Here is a 15,281-nt window from a genome sequence, read left to right as displayed (position 1 = left end):
CGTGCGACGCGAACGAGACAATTGGTGATAATTTGGCAGTTACTTGAATGATAAGATCCGCAGTCCGTCCAGCCTGGCCGGTTTCCCCATTGCACGCTTAACCTGGCACGCATTCCATGCATCTTCCCCGTTTTTTCCTCCTCGCCCCCCTTTGCGCCTGCCTGCTGCCCGCCCTGGCCCAAGAACAAACGGCGGCGCCTGGCGACACGGCCAGCCAGGACATGCAGCAGGTTGTCGACGTGCAAAGCACGCGCGATCCCGACTTGCGCCCCTACCGCACCATGCTCAAGGGGCTCGACGCGTATGCCGACCACCAGCGCCTGGCGCCGGGCGCGCCGCTGCGCTTCATGCTGGTCCCCGCCACGCCCCAGGCCAGACTCGATGGCGTGACCCTGCACCTGTCAGCCGACAACCTGTCGATCCCCGTGCCGCTGGCGGCAGATGGCGGCTTCACCTTGACGCGCGACAAGACGGCCTACGATGCGAATGCCGACCTGGTCAGCAACAAGAAGCGCGACACCCTGCGCTGGCGCGCCGACATCCATACGCCGGGACTGCCTGCGAACGTGCGCCGCCTGGGCGACTTGCGCCTGGAATGCGAAATCCGCTGGGCCGTCGAGCAGGATGACTTGCCCTTTGTCCGGCGCAACCTGTTCCGCCTGGCGGGCGGACCGTGCCACTCGTCGCTGATCCACGTGCTGTATCCCGTGCCGCGCAACCTCGCCGCCGTGCAGGCGCGCTCGGGCGAGCGCGCGCTGGAGATCCGCGTCACGCAAGACCGCCAGCGCTACGTGCCGCCGCTGTATGACGCAAGCTGGGACGACAATACCCTGCTGACCCTCACTTACGCCGACGACGACCACCTGGCCGAAGCCGCCCCCGCTGCGCCCTTGAAGGCGGCGCAGCACCAGTGATACGTGCCGGGAAGCCAGGTAAGATATTTCTACAAGGATTTTTATATTTACTGCAAGCAATAAAAAAGTATGCTCTAATATCGCCTCTTAAATGAAAAGCAATTATTTCCAGGCTGGCTCCGCCAGGTGCAGGGAGATACGCGACGGGGATAGGTCGATATGACGATGGAACACACTGGCATGGCGCCCAAGCGCATGCCGCGCAATGACTGGAAGAAGGAATGCCGGCAGTTGCAGGGACAAGTGGCGCAGCTGGAAGAGCGCCTGAAACGCCAAAGCGCCGACAGCTATGGCTTGCAAATGCTGTATGACCAATTGGTCAATGAAATCAAGCACCACCGCGACATGCTCCAGCTCGACAGCTTCGACGCAGAGAAATCATCGCTCGTCTACACGCAAGCCTGGCGCCGCTTCATGGCCGGCGACGCGCTCGACTACCAGACCCATCGCCACACCAATTCCAGCAGCCGTCCGAGCTTGCTGTAGTTCGCTGCACCGTTACAGCTCCGCCAGCGCCTTCACGTGCGCCGCCACGCTGCGGCCCAGCGACGACAGGTTGTAGCCCCCTTCGAGGCAGCTGACGATGCGGCCCTTGCCATACTGATTGGCCACGGCCATCATTTGCTGCGTCAGCCATGTGTAGTCGGCCTCCACCAGGCCCATGCCGCCCACATCGTCTTCGCGGTGGGCATCGAAACCGGCGGAAATGAAAATCATCTGCGGCTGCTGCCGGTGCAGTGCCGGCAGCCAGTGGTCAAGCACCAGCTGGCGCACGGCATCGCCCTTCGAGCGGGCTGGCACGGGCACGTTGACGCGCGTATCCGTGTAAGACTCGACATCGCTGTACGGATAAAACGGGTGCTGGAAAAAACTCACCATCAGGATGCGTGGATCATTTGCCACGGATTCGGCCGTGCCATTGCCATGATGTACGTCAAAGTCGACGATGGCGACTCGGTCGAGGCCGCGCACGTCGAGCGCATGCTTGGCGGCGATGGCGACATTGTTGAACAGGCAGAAACCCATGGGCTCGCTGGGCCGCGCATGGTGGCCTGGCGGTCGGATCGCGCAAAAGGCGTTGCTGATCTCGCCATCGATAACGGCGTCCGTGGCAATCACGGCCGAGCCAGCGGCGGCCAGGGCCGCCTCGTAGCTGTGCGCGTTGAGCAAGGTGTCGCCGTCGAGCGGATAGTAGTCGCCCTCGGCCGGCACATTGTCGCGTACCAGGCCGATGGCCGTGGCACTGTGGTTGCGCTCGATGTCGGACAATTGCGCACGCACGCCGTCGCGGTGCTCGACCAGGTCGCTGATATGCGCGAGGATCAATTGATCGTTGATGGCCTGCAAGCGGGCCGGCGATTCAGGATGCCAGTCGCCCATTTCATGGCGCTGGCAATCGGGATGGGTATAAATGGCTGTGCTCATGCGCTGTACTGGTTACCTCTGTCTCTGTCCATTCTCCGGGAACACTGCATGGCATTCCTGTTCGCCCTGCGCGTTCTCGCATAAAATCACTGGCTGGTCTGTGCTGCCCTTGCCGCCTTTGCTGTGACTCTAATCTACCACGAGCGCGCAGCTGGCGGGCGCCGCCGTTTGACCTGGCCAAAGCGATTGTAAATTAAATAATCCCTTGTACTGTGATAGAAATAACATGTTTTCGAAAATACACCAGGCCGCGCAGCAAATCGGCGAAGTTCTCGTCGGCAAACACTTGCAGATCCGCCAGACCCTCGCCTGCGTGCTGGCGGGCGGCCACCTGCTGATCGAAGACGTGCCCGGCGTGGGCAAGACCACACTGGCGCATGCGCTGGCCATCTCGCTGGGCCTGCAATGGAAGCGCCAGCAATTTACCAGCGACCTGCTGCCTGCCGACGTGGCCGGCATGAGCGTGTATGACCGCGCCAGCGCCAGTTTCATCTTCCACCCCGGCCCCCTGTTCACGCAAGTACTGCTGGCCGACGAGATCAACCGCGCCACGCCGAAGACGCAATCGGGCTTGCTCGAAGCGATGGAAGAGCGGCAAGTAACGCTCGATGGCGTCACGCACACGCTGCCGCAACCGTTTTTCGTCATCGCCACGCAAAACTGCGCGCACCAACTGGGTACTTTCCCCCTGCCCGAATCGCAGCTCGACCGTTTTTTCATGTGCGTCACCCTGGGCTACCCCGATGCGGCAGCCGAACGGGCGCTGCTGCTGGGCGCCGACCGCCGCGCCATGCTGCAAACCTTGCCGGCCGTGATGAACGCGGAAGAATTGCTGCAGGCGCAAGCGGGCTTGCGCGCCATCCACGCCTCACCCGCCGTGGTCGACTACGTGCTGGCCCTCGTGCATGCCACCCGCGCGCCCGGCGTGTTTGCCGACGGCCTCAGCCCGCGCGCCGCGCTGGCCCTGTTGCAGGCGGCGCGCGCCTGGGCCGCCCTGGCCGGACGCGACCACGTCACACCCGACGATGTACAAGCCGTGCTGCTGCCCGTCTGCGCCCACCGCCTGCATGCGGCGCAAGGGACCACGGACAGCCGCGCGCTGCTGCAGCATCTGCTGTTGAGCATCCCCGTCTGAGCGGCATGCGCTGGCGCACTATTCCATGGCTGCCGGCGCGCCCTTGGCTGGGCGCGCAGCGCGTGCACATCCGCCCCTCGCGTGCGGGCCTGGCGTTTGCCGCGCTGCTGCTGGCACTATGGATCGCCGCCGTCAATTACGGCCTGGGCCTGGGCTATGCGCTCACGTATTTCGCGGCCGCCTGCGCCATCGCCGACATGCTGTTTAGCAGCCGCAACCTGGCGGGCCTGGCGCTGGCCTCCACGCCGGGCAATCCCGTCTTCGCGGGCAGCCGCGCCTTGTTTACCTTGCGCCTGATCAACCGCAGCAGCCGCCCGCGCCATGCGATCCACGTGGCCGTCAGCGGTTCGCCGGCAGCACCCAGCCTGGCCGATATCGCCGCCCACGGTGAAACGGCCGTCAGTATCGGCATGCCAGCCCGGCAACGCGGATGGCTCAATGCGCCCGCCGTGCGCCTGTCCGGCAGTTTTCCACTGGGCCTGTTTGTTGCCTGGTGCCATTGGCAGCCCGAGGCGCGCGTGCTCGTGTATCCGCAGCCCGAGCAAGATGCACCGCCGCTGCCCTGGCCGGCCGGCACAATACAGCAGGCACGACAGCCAGGCTGGCCAGACTTGCCCGGCGGCGCCCTGGAACTGGCCGGTGTGCGCGCCTACCAGCCGGGCGACCCCTTGCAGCGCCTGGCCTGGCGCCAGATCGCCCGTCATGATGGCGAGCATTTATTCAGCAAGCAATTCCAGCCTGGCGCCGACGCACCGAAGCGCGCACCGCACGGCACGCATGGCAAGCTTATGCTCGACTACGCCGCCCTGCACGCGCTGGCGCCGGAAGCACGCCTGTCGCGCCTGGCCGCCTGGGTGCTGCAGGCGGAAAGCACGGGCTTGCCATATGGCTTGCGCCTGGGTGTGCTGACCCTGGCACCGGCCCTGGGTGCCGGCCAGCGCGACGCCTGCCTGCGCGCGCTGGCCCTGCATGGTACGCCGCACGATTTGCCGCCAGCGCAGGCGATGCCATGAAAGCCTGGCTGAGCGGCTTGCCGCGCGAGAAGGCCGACATTGTGCTGCTGTTGCTGGCCGCCGCCATGGTGCTCGCGCCCCACGCGCTGCACCTGCCCCCATGGCTGTCGGTAGCGACAGCCGCACCGCTGCTGTGGCGCGCCGTCATCACCGTGCGGGGCCGGCGCCAGCCGCCGCTCGCCGTGCTGGCGCCGCTGGCCTTGCTGGGCATCGCCGGCGTGTACGCCAGCTATGGCACGCTGCTGGGACGCGATCCCGGCGTGGCCATGCTGGCCCTGCTGCTGGCCTTGAAGTCGCTGGAAATGCATGGCCGGCGCGACATCTTCGTGCTCGTCTTCCTCAGTTTCTTTTTGCTATTGGCAAACTTTTTCCATACGCAAGGCATCCTCAGCGCCGCCTGGATGCTGGCCACCGTGCTCGTGCTGCTGGCGGCCCTGCTGTCGGCCCAGTACGGCACGTTGCAACCACGCCTGGCGCAAAGGCTGGGCTTGCTGGGGCGCATGCTGGCGCTGGCCCTTCCCCTGGCGGCCGTACTGTTTCTTGCCGTGCCGCGCCCCGGCGCCCCCCTGTGGGGTACGCCGCACGAGGGCGCGCAGGCGCGCACGGGCTTGTCCGACAGCATGCAGCCGGGCGCCATCGCCGCGCTGGCCGTATCAAACGAGCCCGTCTTCACGGCCCGCTTTTCCACGCCGCTCCCGCCGCAAGATCAGCTGTACTGGCGCGGCGTGGTGCTGGGCGACTACGACGGCGCCACCTGGACGCGCCGGGGCGCTGGCCGCGCACCCGCCAGCGACAGCCGCATCGACATCGCACTGGAAGGGCCACCCAGCCACTACGCAGTGACCTTGCCAGCGAACGGCCAGCGACGCATCTTCGCGCTCGACGTGCCGCGCAGCATCGAACGCCTGCCCGGCAATCCGTATGTCGTGTCGTCTGCGCTGGAAGTGCTGACCATACAACCGATTACTTCGACCGTGCATTACCGCGTCAGTTCCCAGCCCCGCTACCGGCTGCAGGCCGGCCTGTCGCTCGCGCAACAACAGCCATGGCTGGCCTTGCCCGCTGGCAGCAACCCGCGCAGCATCGCCTGGGCCCGCGCACTGCGCGGCAGCGGCGCGCAGGCGCTGGCGCCCGCCGCCGCCATCGCCGCCGTCCTCACGCACTTCCGCCATGCGCCCTTCCGCTACACCCTGCAGCCACCGCTGCTGGGCAAGCATGGCGTCGACGAGTTCCTGTTTACCACGCAGGCGGGCTTTTGCGAGCATTACGCGGGCAGCTTCGTCGTGCTGATGCGCGCCATGGGCATTCCCGCGCGCGTCGTCACGGGCTACCAGGGCGGCACACGCGACGGTGCCGACGGCAGCCCCAGCCTGACTGTGCGCCAGTCCGACGCCCATGCCTGGAGCGAAGTGTGGCTGGCCGGCCGGGGCTGGGTGCGCGTCGATCCCACCAGCGCCGTCGCGCCCCTGCGCACGCAGCGCAGCCTCGATGCCGCCCTGCCAGCGGCCGCGTCGCCGCTGACGGCCTGGCGCGCCCTGGCCGGCCTCGATGGCGGCGCGACAGGGGCACTTGCCGCATGGCGCCAGCAATGGCAGCAGGCCGAGCACGCCTGGAGCAGCTGGGTGCTCGACACCACGCCGCAACGCCAGCGCGCCATGCTCGATCGCTTGAAAAACCTGCCGGCGACGACCCTGGCACTCGCTTGCGCCGCGCTGGCCCTGCTGTCCGCCGCAGCTGGCGCACTGGTCTGGTGGCGGCAGGCGCGGCAAGGCGATCCGCTCGACGCCCTGTACCTGCAGTTTTGCCGCCAGCAGGCGCGGCGCGGCTACAGCCGTGCGCCGCATGAAGGGCCGCACGGTTATGCTGCGCGCCTGGCCGCAGGCATGGCCACACAAGAGGCGCACGCCGCCATCGCACAGTTTCTGGCAATCTATGCCACGATGAAGTATGGTAATGCCAACCCAGACGAACAATCCCGCGCGCGGCGCAGCTTGCGCCACCTGTTAACCCAATGCCGATGAGACGCTCCTTGTTACCGATCAAAACCTCCGCCCTGTCCCTGCTCCTCTCCCTTCCCCTGTGCCTGGCGACCGCGCATGCTGGCGAAAACAGCAATATTTCCGCCGCTGACCGCGCCCGCGCCGTGCGCGCGGCCAAGGCCCCACCCGCCAAGGCGACGGCCAAAAAAGCACCGGCGAAATTCGACTTCGAAGGCGAGTTTGTCGACTATGCCAACTGGAAAGAAGTGCGTGCCTTCCTCGACGAGATGTCCGCCAAGCATGGTTTTGACCGCGCCGAACTCAATAGCCTGATCGGCAAGGTGCGCTATGTCGAGTCGACCGTGCAGCTGATGAAACCGGCTCCACCGGGCAAGCCGAAGAACTGGCAAGCGTACAGCGCCCGCTTCATCGAGCCTGTGCGTATCAATGCGGGCGTGAAATTCTGGGAAGAGAACGCGGAAGCGCTGGCGCGCGCCGAACGCGAATATGGCGTGCCGGCTGAAATCATCGTCGGCATCATCGGCGTGGAAACCGTGTACGGACGCAACACGGGCCGTTTCCGCGTGCTCGACGCGCTGACGACCCTGGCGTTTTCCTACCCGGAAAGCCCGACGCGCGCCGCGCGCATGGAATTTTTCAAGGGGGAACTGGAAAACGCGCTGCTGTACGCGCGCAAGGATGGCATCGATCCCTTGACCCTGCTCGGCTCGTATGCGGGCGCCATCGGCCTGCCCCAGTTCATGCCCAGCAGCATCATGAAATACGCGGTGGACTTCGATGGCGATAGTCACATCGACCTGCGCAATTCCACCGCCGACGCCATCGGCAGCGTGGCGCATTTCCTCGTCGAACACGGCTGGCGCCGAGATGACCCGGCCATCAGCACATATCGCGTCACCGTCTCGGGCAGCCACGCCTGGGAAAAGTTCATCGGCCAGGGCTTGCAAGCCAAGTACCGGCTGGAGGAATTGCAGGAAGCCGGCGTCAGTACGCTCGCAACCACGCCCCAGAACATGTTGTACGGCCTGATCGATCTGCAAAATGGTTCAGAAGCAACTGAGTATCACTTGGCAAGCAATAACTTCTTTGCTATAACTCAGTACAACAGAAGTTATTTTTATGCCATGTCAGTGATTGACTTGGGCAAGGCCATCAGCCAAGTGCGCGCACGCTAACCGAAAGTCAGTGTAAAGTTATAATATTACTTGTAAGAAAGCGTAAGCGATGTTGAAGCGACCAGCAAACAGGTCTATGGTGGGGCCGATAACATGTGCCAGCCTCGCTCGCCAGCCTTTGTGCGGCACGGAATACAGAAATGGTTTTATACTTAACTTTTGTCAAAGTACAATTTTTGTTCTATCATAGAGCATAATAAAGAATAAATAGCTGTTGCAACATGACAACAGTTATTTTATCCAAAGCAAGATTACAGAGCTTTCCGGCCTGAAATGGAATCCTGCTGTACAATTGTGTATATATCATGAAAAACTGTATCCCGGATCGTACCGTGTGTGAATTTGTTCCTTTTAGTAAAGAATGAACATGAACGCAGCAAGAGCGAGCTCCGAGTGTTTTTTACTTTGCAGTGCAACTACAGAAGGAACATTAACATCATGACAAACCAAGTCGGCATTGATATGAACAGCGATTCGGACTCCGACGATCTGCTCCAGTACAACCCAAACAGATTGCTCGATACCCTGATCGAAAACCTGCGCCTGAAAAACGACGCAGCCTTGTCCCGCGCGCTGGAAGTGGCGCCACCGGTCATCAGTAAAATCCGCCACCACCGCCTGCCGGTCGGCGCATCGCTGTTGATCCGCATGCACGAAGTGAGCGACCTGAGCATCCGCGACCTGCGTTACCTGATGGGTGACCGTCGTAACAAATTCCGCATCAGCGACAAGCAATTCAAGCCAAAAGAAGGCGAAACGCCACAAGGCTGATCCTGCCAGTTTCGCAGGTTTTCCCTCCCCGCCATGGGGAGGGGGTATTTCCAGCAGTTCTCAGGCCGTTCTGGCCGATTTTATTTTCCCGTATTAACTATCAAGCAGGAAACACGCCGGTGGACAGATAGCGGTCGCCGCGGTCGCAGACGACAAACACGATCGTCGCATTCTCCACCGTTTGCGAGATGCGCAGTGCGATTTCGCAGGCGCCGGCCGCCGAGATGCCGCAGAACAAGCCTTCTTCCGCCGCCAGGCTGCGCGCCATGCGCTCGGCCACGCCCTGGCTCACGTATTCCACCTGGTCCACGCGCGACTTGTCGTAAATTTTCGGCAAGTACGCTTCCGGCCATTTGCGGATGCCGGGAATCTGCGATCCATCCTCGGGCTGTGCGCCGATGATCTGGATGGCGGGATTCTGTTCCTTCAAATAGCGCGACACGCCCATGATGGTGCCCGTCGTGCCCATGGCGCTGACGAAATGCGTAACCTGGCCATGCGTATCGCGCCAGATTTCCGGTCCCGTGCTTTCGTAGTGGGCGCGCGAATTGTCTTCGTTGGCGAACTGGTCGAGGATGATGCCACGGCCATCCTTCTGCATCTGCTCGGCCAGGTCGCGCGCATATTCCATGCCACCCGTCTTCGGCGTGAGCAGAATGTCGGCGCCGTAGGCGGCCATGCTCTGGCGGCGCTCCACGCTGAGATTGTCTGGCATCAAGAGCAGCATCTTGTAGCCGCGCAAGGCGGCGGCCATGGCCAGCGCGATGCCCGTATTGCCGCTGGTGGCCTCGATCAGGGTATCGCCTGGCTTGATGACGCCGCGCTCTTCAGCGCGCTTGAGCATGGACATGGCGGCGCGGTCCTTCACGGAGCCGGCCGGGTTGTTGCCTTCCAGCTTGCCGAGGATGACGTTGTTGCGCGCAATCGCATCGGCGCCCGGCAAGCGCGTCAGTTGCACCAGCGGGGTGTTGCCTATCGTATCTTCAAGTGTCTTGTAAGCCATCGTGTCTGTTTGAGTAGATTCAACAAAGACCCATTCTAATATGAGATGCTGGACGGCGTATCGCTCATCGGCAACGGCAGCCGGGCACGCATGCGCGTCCCGCCGCAGCGCCACATGCCGCACGGCGCCTGCCGCGCCGGCATTTCCGGGCGTGCGCAACGGGTATTGCGGCAGGCGCGCGCCGCATGCGCTAGACTCGTCACTGTTAGTTATTTTTGTTATTTGCTTATTCAGCCTCCGAACGGACTCGCCATGGCCAGCAGCACACCCGAATTCATTCCCGAAACGACGCAGGACGATCCCGTCCAGTTCACCACACTCGACTTGCAGGGCCGCAGCCACCAGATCTCGCCCGTCTTCAATGCGCTCGAACTGCAGCGCTTGCAGCGCTATGGCACGCTGCGGCGCTTTGCCGATGGCGAGACGCTGTTCGAGGCCGGCAGCAGCAGCTTCGGCATGCTGGTGATACTGTCCGGGCGCGTCAGCATCACGCGCCACGAAGTGCTGGGCCAGGCGTCGCTGCTGCGCGAAGTGGGCGTCGGCCATTTCATTGCCGAAGTGGCGCAGTTGTCCGGCCGCCCCACCCTCGTCAACGGCAGCGCCGTGGGCGCCGTGGAATTGCTCGACATCAGCTCGGAATCCTTGCGCGCGCTGATCGTGGCCGAGGCGGAGATGGGCGAACGCATCGTGCGCGCCCTGATCCTGCGCCGCGTGGCGCTGATCGAAGCCAATTCAGGCGGCCCCGTGCTGGTGGGGCCGCGCGGCAATGGTAATCTGTTCCACCTGCAAAGCTTTCTATCGAGCAATGGCCATCCGCACACGGTGCTCGATCCGTCCACCGATGCGGCGGCCGCCGCGCTGGCCGAGCGCTACCAGCCCACGCCGCAGGAGTGGCCGCTGGTGGTCTGTCCAGACGGCAAGATCATGAAGAATCCCGGCAATGCGGAACTGGGACGCTGCCTGGGCATGTTGCCTGATTTGTCCGGCGACAAGATCTTCGACGTGCTGGTGGTGGGCGCCGGCCCCGCCGGCCTGGCCACGGCCGTGTATGCGGCCTCCGAAGGCTTGACCGTGCTGGCGCTGGAACAGCGCGCGTATGGCGGCCAGGCGGGCGCCAGCGCGCGCATCGAAAACTATCTCGGCTTTCCCACCGGCATTTCCGGTCGCGCCCTGGCGGGACGCGCCTATGTGCAGGCGCAAAAATTCGGCGTCGAGATCGCCACCCCGGCCAGCGCCGCCAACTTGCTGTGCGACACCTGGCCCCTGCGCGTCAATCTGTGCGACGGCACGCAGGTGCGCGCCCGCACGGTGGTGCTGTCCTGCGGCGCGCGCTACCGCCGCCCCTCGCTGGCGAACCTGAAAACATATGAAGGACGGGGCGTGTATTACTGGGCCTCGCCCATCGAAGCCAAGCTGTGCAAGCAGGAAGAGATCATCCTGGTCGGCGGCGGCAACTCGGCCGGCCAGGCGGCTGTGTTTCTATCCGGCCACGCGGCCAAAGTCCACATGGTGATCCGCGGCGCAGGGCTGGCGGCCAGCATGTCGAGCTACCTGATCGAGCGCATCGCCGCCACGCCCAACATCACCTTGCACACGCACACGGAAATCATCGCCCTCGAAGGCGACGACGATGGCTTGACGGGCGCCCGCTGGCGCAACAAGCAGACGGGTGAAGAATGCGATTGCGCCGTGCGCCGCGTGTTCCTCTTCGTCGGCGCCGATCCGAACACGGACTGGCTGCACGACTGCGCCGTGGCCGTCGACGAACAGGGTTTCATTCGTACGGGCTTCGACGTCACGCGCGCCGAATGCCGCGCCCACGGCCACGGGGTATATCCACCCGACCTGCCCGAGCGCGCCGCGCTGGAAACGAGCGTGCCGGGCGTCTTCGCCATCGGCGACGTGCGCGCCGGCTCGACCAAGCGCGTGGCGGCCGCCGTCGGCGAAGGCGCGGCGGTCGTTTCCCAGATTCACGGTTTTCTGGCGCGCCTGCCCGTCAACAGCGCCTAGCGCAGCGGCGTGGGGTATGTTGCCACGCTGACATTGCCGTCGCGGTCGATGGCCTGGACGCCAAAGAAATAGTTGTCTTTCGACAGCTTGAGCCTGGCTTCGGTGACATTGCCCACGTCCTGCGCACCCTGCCACTGGTCTGCCGTGGTAGCGCGCCAGACGATGCGGTAGCCGGCCAGGTCCGGCTCCGAGTTCGGCTGCCATTGCAAGGTCGTGGCGTTTTCCAGCTGCGCCGTGCGCACCTGCACGCCAGCGGGCGCGGCCGGCGCCAGGGCCAGTGAAGCGAGCGCCGCCGCATTCACGCGCGCCACTTTCGCCACGTAGTCATAATCGACGAATTGCGGCAGGTCGCCATACTGCACGCCATTTTCCACGCGCACATCCTGATGCTGGTGGGTAAAATCCTCGTTCGGCTCCGTGAAACGCAGCGCCGCATACCCTTGCGCGAGGAAGGGCATATGGTCGCCGCCGCGCAGGTAGCGGTCGGCGCGCTGGATGACGTTGACCTTGAAACCGGGCACATAGCGCTCGCCCACCTGCTTCACGTGGCGCGCCAGCTGGCGCGAAATCGAGTCGTTCTCGCCGCCCGTCGCCACCAGGGCGCGCACGCCGTCGCTCATTTCTTTCACGGCAGGGATGCCCTCGGCAAACAGGCGCACCTGGCCACCGTCGACGCTTCCATCGTCGGCGCGCGAACTGCCGATGATGTCGTTATTGAGCATGCCGGCGATATTGAGCTTGTTCAGCTTCGCCTGCCGCGCCCAGTGGCCGGAACCCAACAAACCCTGTTCCTCTGCCGCCACGGCCATGAAGACGAGCGTGGCGTCGAACTGGTAGCGCGCCATCGCGCACGCCATCTCGATCACGGCCGCCGTACCCGAGGCGTCGTCGTTGGCGCCGGGCGCGTCGCCCTGCGCATCCATCACGTCGGTGGCGCGCGAGTCATAGTGGCCGCTGACGACATAGATGCGCCCGGCCGACTGCGGCTGGCTGCCCGGCAGGGTCGCCACCACGTTGACGATTTCCGTCGGCCGCGCAATGCGCTTCGACACGGGCGCCATATGGCTGTCGAACGCCACCTGCAGGCGTGCGCCCGCCTGCGCGCCGCAGCGCTCCAGCTCCGCCTTGATCCAGCGCCGCGCCGCGCCGATGCCGCGCGTGTCGGAGACGGTATCGGACATGCTGTGGCGCGTCTGGAAACTGACCAGCTTGCGCACGTGCGCCTCGATGCGCTGCGGCGAGATGTCGGCCACCAGCTGGCGTATCTGCTGCTGCGCCGGTTCGGCGCCCGGCGCCGCCGCCACACTAGCCGACAGCATGGCTGCCGTCATTGCTGTCAAAATCCTTACCATGCCTGCATCCCCTGATGATTGATTGAGCTGGCCATTCTCGCATTTTTGACGGCAGGCAAGGATGTTCCAGGATGAAAATCGTGCATTATAGAAACTGCTACAATCGGCCACTTCCCGTTCCGCTCACGAAAGACATCCGCATGCGCCAGCCCATCCTCCATCCCGCACGCCGCAGCCTGCGCGCGGTCCGCTGACGGTGCGCCGCATGCTCGTCAAATTGCTGCTGCTGGCCACCCTGTTTGCCGGGCTCAGCATAGCCGCGCTGTACAGCTACGGGCGCTTCGCCGAACGTTCGCTGGGGGCGCCGGGAACGGCCTTGCCCGTGGCAGCCGACGCCACCCTGCTCGACCGCGTGCTGGCGCCGCAGCTGGCGCAACGCCCGGAACAGAGCGGCACGGCCCTGATCGACGACAATCTGGAAGCGTTCGCCCTGCGCGCCCTGAGCGCGCGCGAGGCGGGCCGCAGCATCGACCTGCAGTACTACATCTGGCATAACGACGTCACGGGCCGCCTGCTGGTGCGCGAGCTGCTGCGCGCGGCCGACCGCGGCGTGCGCGTGCGTGTGTTGCTTGACGATATCAACGCGCGCGGCCAGGACGCCGCCATCCTCGCGCTCGACAGCCATCCGCTGATCGACGTGCGCATCTTCAATCCGGGCCGCAACCGCGACGGCATCTGGTTGCGCGCCGTGGAAATGGCCTTGCGCGCCGTCAGCCTGAACCGGCGCATGCACAACAAGGCCTGGATCGTCGACGGCAGGGTGGCCCTGGTCGGCGGGCGCAATATCGGCGATGAATACTTTGATGCCGCCGAGCAAGTCAATTTCCAGGATGCCGACTTGCTGCTGGTGGGTCCCGCCGTACAGCAGACGAGCGACATTTTCGACCGCTTCTGGAACAGCCGCGCCGTCATCCCCATCAGCGCCCTGCTCGCCGGCAAGAACGCGGGGGCGCCGGAACTGCAGGCTGTGCGCGCCCGCCTCGACGCGCTCACGGGTGAACTGGGCGCCTCGCCCTACCTGCGGCAGCTGACCGATGCGGGCCAGCTGCAAGCCCACCTCGATGGCCGGCTGCGCCTGCACTGGAGCGCGCAGGTACAAGTGCTGTCGGACCCGCCGGAAAAAGCCGCCCCCGTGGCCAGTTTGCAGCGCAGCGAGCACTGGCTCATGCACAGCTTGCTGCCGCTACTGACGGAGGCGCGCGAGGAAGCGCTGCTGACTTCGCCCTACTTCGTGCCCGGCGCGGCGCTGACGCAGAGCCTGGCCGACAAGGTCGCCGCCGGCGTCAGGGTCAGTGTGCTGACCAACTCGCTGGCCGCCACCGATGTGGCCCTCGTGCATGCGGGCTATGCGCGCTACCGCGAAGTGCTGCTCGGCGGTGGCGTCGACCTGTATGAATTGAAGACCCTGCACCGCAAGCGCATCAGCCTGATGGGTTCGAGCCGCGCCAGCCTGCATACCAAGGCCGTGGTGGTCGATGGGCAGCGGGGCTTCGTCGGCTCCTTCAACCTCGATCCCCGCTCGGCCCAGCTGAACACGGAGATGGGCGTGCTGTTCCACGATGCCGCGCTGGGGGCCGACATGCGCGCGCTGTTCCTGCACTCGACGTCGGGCGACACCAGCTACCGCTTATTCCTCGACAACGGCGCCCTGCGCTGGTCCGACGCCACCGAAGAGCCCGCCAAGGTGTGGACGCACGATCCGGAGTCAGGCTTCTGGCGCCGCATGCTGGTGTCCGTGATGCGCTGGCTGCCGATCGAGTCGCAGCTGTAGGCGCATCGGCAGGGCAAAGTGGCGGCGCATAAAAAAAACCCCGCGCGGCCGGTACCACGCAGGGTTTTCTTCTCGTGCTGCGCGGCACCACCACGCAACACGCTTTACAGCAACACGCTTACTTTTTCTCGGCTTCAGCCTTCTTCGCCTCGGCTGCAGCCAGCTTCGCTTCTTTCTTCGCGGCAGCGGCGGCAGCCTTCGCTTCTTTCTTGGCAGCAGCAGCTTCTTTTTTCGTTTCAGCGGCCGTCTTGGCTGGCGCCGCAGCGGTGTCGGTCGCAGCAGCTGGCTTCGGTGCGGCTTCTTTCGCTGCAACTTCCTTCACAGCAGCTTCCTTTTTTGCCGGGGCAGCTTTCGCCACCGGAGCCGCTGGCGCGCCAGACTTGGCCTGACCATTCACCTGCAAGCCCGCTTCCGACAGTTTCACGGAACTTTTCGGTCCGATGCCTTTCACGCGGCTTTCGAAATCGGCCCAATCCTTGAAGGCGCCGCCCTTGGCGCGTTCATCAAGGATGGCTTTCGATGTAACGGGGCCGATGCCCTTGACGCCGTCGAGTGCCGCCTGGTCCGCCTTGTTGACATCGACCTGGGCAAAGGCAAAACCCATCGTCGCGATCAGGGTGACGATGGCCAGCAGTATTTTTTTGAACATGGGTATCTCTCCGTGGTGTGGTTTCAAGATGACTCGAACGCAAGGGAGGAGCAGCGCCTTAAC

General features: G+C 64.4%; 13 protein-coding genes. 9 read left to right on the top strand and 4 right to left on the bottom strand.

Annotation, left to right across the window (positions count from 1 at the left end; translation table 11 throughout):
- Window positions 1-116: 116 nt before the first annotated feature.
- Together FJQ89_RS24745 and FJQ89_RS24740 are read left to right on the top strand one after the other, a co-directional pair.
- Window positions 117-914 (top strand): hypothetical protein, encoded by a 798-nt coding sequence (locus FJQ89_RS24745; RefSeq protein WP_141172099.1) that lies wholly within the window; start codon window positions 117-119, stop codon window positions 912-914.
- 165 nt (window positions 915-1,079) lie between these two features.
- Window positions 1,080-1,400 (top strand): hypothetical protein, encoded by a 321-nt coding sequence (locus FJQ89_RS24740; protein WP_141172098.1) that lies wholly within the window; start codon window positions 1,080-1,082, stop codon window positions 1,398-1,400.
- 12 nt (window positions 1,401-1,412) lie between these two features.
- Here the strand turns inward: FJQ89_RS24740 and FJQ89_RS24735 are convergent, their stop codons facing one another.
- A complete protein-coding gene (locus FJQ89_RS24735) occupies window positions 1,413-2,339 on the bottom strand; it encodes a histone deacetylase family protein (protein WP_141172097.1) in 927 nt (308 codons plus the stop codon).
- Window positions 2,340-2,565: 226 nt separating this feature from the next.
- Between FJQ89_RS24735 and FJQ89_RS24730 the strand changes: the two genes are divergently transcribed.
- The 5 genes from FJQ89_RS24730 (at window position 2,566) to FJQ89_RS24710 (ending at window position 8,433) form a co-directional block, all read left to right on the top strand.
- Window positions 2,566-3,474, top strand: coding sequence for an AAA family ATPase (locus FJQ89_RS24730; RefSeq protein WP_141172096.1), 909 nt, complete (start codon window positions 2,566-2,568; stop codon window positions 3,472-3,474).
- A gap of 5 nt (window positions 3,475-3,479) precedes the next feature.
- Window positions 3,480-4,487, top strand: a complete 1,008-nt coding sequence (locus tag FJQ89_RS24725) for a DUF58 domain-containing protein (protein ID WP_141172095.1) — start codon at window positions 3,480-3,482, stop codon at window positions 4,485-4,487.
- Window positions 4,484-6,508, top strand: coding sequence for a transglutaminase TgpA family protein (locus tag FJQ89_RS24720; RefSeq protein WP_141172094.1), 2,025 nt, complete (start codon window positions 4,484-4,486; stop codon window positions 6,506-6,508). Before FJQ89_RS24725 ends, FJQ89_RS24720 begins: the two co-directional genes overlap by 4 nt.
- An 8-nt stretch (window positions 6,509-6,516) precedes the next feature.
- Window positions 6,517-7,662 (top strand): lytic murein transglycosylase B, encoded by a 1,146-nt coding sequence (gene mltB, locus FJQ89_RS24715; protein WP_141172093.1) that lies wholly within the window; start codon window positions 6,517-6,519, stop codon window positions 7,660-7,662.
- 438 nt (window positions 7,663-8,100) lie between these two features.
- Complete coding sequence (locus FJQ89_RS24710; protein ID WP_034751784.1) at window positions 8,101-8,433, top strand: hypothetical protein; 333 nt, start codon at window positions 8,101-8,103, stop codon at window positions 8,431-8,433.
- Between the two features lie 100 nt (window positions 8,434-8,533).
- Here FJQ89_RS24710 and cysM read toward each other — a convergent pair whose 3' ends face one another.
- Complete coding sequence (gene cysM / locus FJQ89_RS24705) at window positions 8,534-9,436, bottom strand: cysteine synthase CysM (RefSeq protein ID WP_116743505.1); 903 nt, start codon at window positions 9,434-9,436, stop codon at window positions 8,534-8,536.
- Between the two features lie 252 nt (window positions 9,437-9,688).
- Here cysM and FJQ89_RS24700 point away from each other — a divergent pair, with 252 nt between their 5' ends.
- Entirely contained in the window at window positions 9,689-11,446 is a 1,758-nt protein-coding gene (locus tag FJQ89_RS24700; protein ID WP_141172092.1) for an FAD-dependent oxidoreductase, read from the top strand.
- Here FJQ89_RS24700 and FJQ89_RS24695 read toward each other — a convergent pair.
- Window positions 11,443-12,777 (bottom strand): M20/M25/M40 family metallo-hydrolase, encoded by a 1,335-nt coding sequence (locus tag FJQ89_RS24695; RefSeq protein ID WP_243136242.1) that lies wholly within the window; start codon window positions 12,775-12,777, stop codon window positions 11,443-11,445. The genes FJQ89_RS24700 and FJQ89_RS24695 overlap by 4 nt on opposite strands.
- A 226-nt stretch (window positions 12,778-13,003) precedes the next feature.
- Here FJQ89_RS24695 and FJQ89_RS24690 point away from each other — a divergent pair, with 226 nt between their 5' ends.
- Window positions 13,004-14,569 (top strand): phospholipase D family protein, encoded by a 1,566-nt coding sequence (locus FJQ89_RS24690; RefSeq protein WP_141172090.1) that lies wholly within the window; start codon window positions 13,004-13,006, stop codon window positions 14,567-14,569.
- A 118-nt stretch (window positions 14,570-14,687) separates the two neighbouring features.
- Here FJQ89_RS24690 and FJQ89_RS24685 read toward each other — a convergent pair whose 3' ends face one another.
- The gene (locus FJQ89_RS24685; protein ID WP_141172089.1) at window positions 14,688-15,218 is read right to left on the bottom strand and encodes a ComEA family DNA-binding protein; all 531 of its coding nucleotides are present in this window, start codon (window positions 15,216-15,218) and stop codon (window positions 14,688-14,690) included.
- Window positions 15,219-15,281: the final 63 nt, after the last annotated feature.

This window comes from Janthinobacterium tructae (genome assembly GCF_006517255.1).
GTDB classification, from domain to species: Bacteria; Pseudomonadota; Gammaproteobacteria; order Burkholderiales; family Burkholderiaceae_D; genus Janthinobacterium; species Janthinobacterium tructae.
The sequence above is the reverse complement of the archived record's forward strand: the minus strand, read 5'-3'. Positions and strand labels throughout refer to the sequence as shown.

Bases quoted from the DNA above. Each gene is read 5' to 3' on its own strand.
- FJQ89_RS24690 (WP_141172090.1), top strand. From the start codon at position 13,004: ATGCTCGTCAAATTGCTGCTGCTGGCCACCCTGTTTGCCGGGCTCAGC.
- FJQ89_RS24695 (WP_243136242.1), bottom strand. From the start codon at position 12,777: ATGACGGCAGCCATGCTGTCGGCTAGTGTGGCGGCGGCGCCGGGCGCC.
- FJQ89_RS24710 (WP_034751784.1), top strand. From the start codon at position 8,101: ATGACAAACCAAGTCGGCATTGATATGAACAGCGATTCGGACTCCGAC.
- FJQ89_RS24720 (WP_141172094.1), top strand. From the start codon at position 4,484: ATGAAAGCCTGGCTGAGCGGCTTGCCGCGCGAGAAGGCCGACATTGTG.
- FJQ89_RS24745 (WP_141172099.1), top strand. From the start codon at position 117: ATGCATCTTCCCCGTTTTTTCCTCCTCGCCCCCCTTTGCGCCTGCCTG.
- FJQ89_RS24730 (WP_141172096.1), top strand. From the start codon at position 2,566: ATGTTTTCGAAAATACACCAGGCCGCGCAGCAAATCGGCGAAGTTCTC.
- FJQ89_RS24735 (WP_141172097.1), bottom strand. From the start codon at position 2,339: ATGAGCACAGCCATTTATACCCATCCCGATTGCCAGCGCCATGAAATG.
- cysM (WP_116743505.1), bottom strand. From the start codon at position 9,436: ATGGCTTACAAGACACTTGAAGATACGATAGGCAACACCCCGCTGGTG.
- FJQ89_RS24740 (WP_141172098.1), top strand. From the start codon at position 1,080: ATGGAACACACTGGCATGGCGCCCAAGCGCATGCCGCGCAATGACTGG.
- FJQ89_RS24700 (WP_141172092.1), top strand. From the start codon at position 9,689: ATGGCCAGCAGCACACCCGAATTCATTCCCGAAACGACGCAGGACGAT.
- FJQ89_RS24725 (WP_141172095.1), top strand. From the start codon at position 3,480: ATGCGCTGGCGCACTATTCCATGGCTGCCGGCGCGCCCTTGGCTGGGC.
- FJQ89_RS24685 (WP_141172089.1), bottom strand. From the start codon at position 15,218: ATGTTCAAAAAAATACTGCTGGCCATCGTCACCCTGATCGCGACGATG.